This is a genomic window from Providencia sp. (assembly GCF_003533305.1).
Lineage (GTDB): Bacteria > Pseudomonadota > Gammaproteobacteria > Enterobacterales > Enterobacteriaceae > Providencia.
In genome coordinates this window covers 292,083-293,966 of record NZ_DOEH01000021.1, presented here as the reverse complement: position 1 = coordinate 293,966, position 1,884 = coordinate 292,083, and the positions used below count along the sequence as shown (strand labels likewise).

At 33.7% G+C, this 1,884-nt stretch carries 2 protein-coding genes and 2 pseudogenes; all 4 read right to left on the bottom strand.

Going from position 1 to position 1,884, the window contains the following annotated elements; all coding sequences use genetic code 11:
- Positions 1 to 85 precede the first annotated feature (85 nt).
- Positions 86 to 310: a DNA polymerase III subunit theta gene (locus tag DD649_RS13890; protein WP_294107855.1), complete on the bottom strand. Its 225-nt coding sequence runs from the start codon at positions 308 to 310 to the stop codon at positions 86 to 88.
- Between the two features lie 7 nt (positions 311 to 317).
- The gene (locus tag DD649_RS13885) at positions 318 to 578 is read right to left on the bottom strand and encodes a hypothetical protein (protein ID WP_294107853.1); all 261 of its coding nucleotides are present in this window, start codon (positions 576 to 578) and stop codon (positions 318 to 320) included.
- 334 nt (positions 579 to 912) lie between these two features.
- Positions 913 to 1,225: pseudogene (locus DD649_RS13880) on the bottom strand (tyrosine-type recombinase/integrase); the annotation flags it as partial.
- 78 nt (positions 1,226 to 1,303) lie between these two features.
- A pseudogene (locus tag DD649_RS13875) lies at positions 1,304 to 1,884 on the bottom strand (acetyltransferase); the annotation flags it as partial.

The following is a 1,884-nucleotide window of genomic DNA, read 5'->3' as shown; positions in this document are numbered from 1 at the left end:
AATTGGTTAGAAAATCAGACAATACCGTTGTGGACATTTCCCAGTTAACGGGTTCAGTCGCGTTCTTTATTAGCAGTATCATTAATTAGTCTTGATTATACTCATACCCCTTGGGCAATCTCTTGCTCACTTCTCTGTAATAAACTAAACGCTCACGAAAATACTCGCGCAAGTGTTCGGGTTGTTGTCGCTCAACTTCGACGTCAATAACTGGCTTGCCGAGTCTTTCTTTATATGCGACTCCGCTTGCAGCCAAATCGACATTTACTTTGTCTTTATCTTCTTTTGGTAGTTCTGCGAGATTTTGCATGATGATTTTATTTTCTTGAGAGTGACTTATCAGCAGAAAGACTTAGGTATCTTTCGATAAACTCAATAACTGGAGCTATTTTTGATTGCTCTATCTGATAGTACAATGTTGAATTATAAAGTAACAGTATAAACTCATTAATAGAAATAGCATTGCCCTCTATCTCAGTTTTATAGAAAACATAAATTAGCGATAGCTCAGTGTGAGATGGCTCCATTTTTTCATTGATGCAATTTAGTGCAAGTAAAAGTAATTGAGTTGTGTTCATGTGACCTCTTGAGTTGAGGTCATATTTTATTTGAACGTGATGAGGGGATATATCTGGATTGGTCGGAATTTTTTAGGTAGGAGTATTGAAGTGATTGGGGCGCAGTTGGGACTTGAAAGTTTCCTTAGTTGTTTTAACGTTTTCTAACTTTTGCGAAGTAAAGCTGTGTGAGCGGCGTCTTTCGCTGTATCTGATTGTTTTTAAATGTAGTTCTACGCTCTCTTAATCAATTGGTCGGGGGTTCGAACCCCCCACAACCCACCAAATTTATCAATATATTAGCCACCACTAGCATGTCATTGATTGATAACGAAACTCCAGCTTGAACAAGCTAGCTGGCCCCCTGTGTGCCTTAAATCATGAAACCTTAAGTCTTCAATTCCAGCTCTTTTTAATGCCGAGTTCCAAGAGCGATTATTGTCAACTCTCATTTTTATGATTTCCGGAGTCATTGTTCCGTCATTTCTATTTGCAGCCTCTTTGTGTACAAACACCCATTTATGATGGTTGCCAATTTGGTTACGCAGTATCTGACATGATGTATCATTTAATGCCACTCCAATGGCCTTACCTGATTTGCTATCTTCTGGATTAATCCAAGCAACTTTTCTTTGCATATTTATATGTTTAATTACTGCAATGACATTGTAATTGGTTAGGCTACATTGGTAACTGGTGCCAATGTAGCAAATCTCAAGCGGTAAGGGAGTGATTTTCAAGCAGTCCTAATGTGTTAATTTGTTGATATTTAACTTAGGTTCAATAAACCAGTGAATGGTTGAGTTAAAAGCTAATAAAAGTGCGATGCTAATAGTTGATAATGTTAATAATATTATTACTAATAAACTATATTCCACATGAAAATAAGTTAAGGTTTGTAATAAAACAAAACAAATAATAGGATGGATTAAATAAACACCTAAAGCATTGTTTGATACTTTTGCATATTTATCAGTTGATAAAGCGAAATAAATAATGCTAGAACCTAAAACTATACTTATAAAGAATTTTAAAATATAAATAACAAAAAAAGATGATATAAAATCAGTTTTAGTTATGTCTATAATTAGCCTATTGATACTTTCCTCATGATAGAGTGTGGTTATGGCTAAAGCTGTAGTGATTACAATTATAAAATAAGGTTTTTTTCTAAGCGAAGATACTTTTTCATTATTAATTAAATAAGCAATTATAAAGAATGGGAAATATATAATAAGAGAGGAAAAACTTGATAAGCTAATTAAGTAATTACTTGCTAAATAAGAAAAAACTAATGATGCTATCAAAATACAAAATACAAAATACA

What these genes read in the sequence shown, in the direction of transcription:
- DD649_RS13890 (WP_294107855.1), bottom strand. Translation starts at nt 310, where the DNA reads ATGCAAAATCTCGCAGAACTACCAAAAGAAGATAAAGACAAAGTAAAT.
- DD649_RS13885 (WP_294107853.1), bottom strand. Translation starts at nt 578, where the DNA reads ATGAACACAACTCAATTACTTTTACTTGCACTAAATTGCATCAATGAA.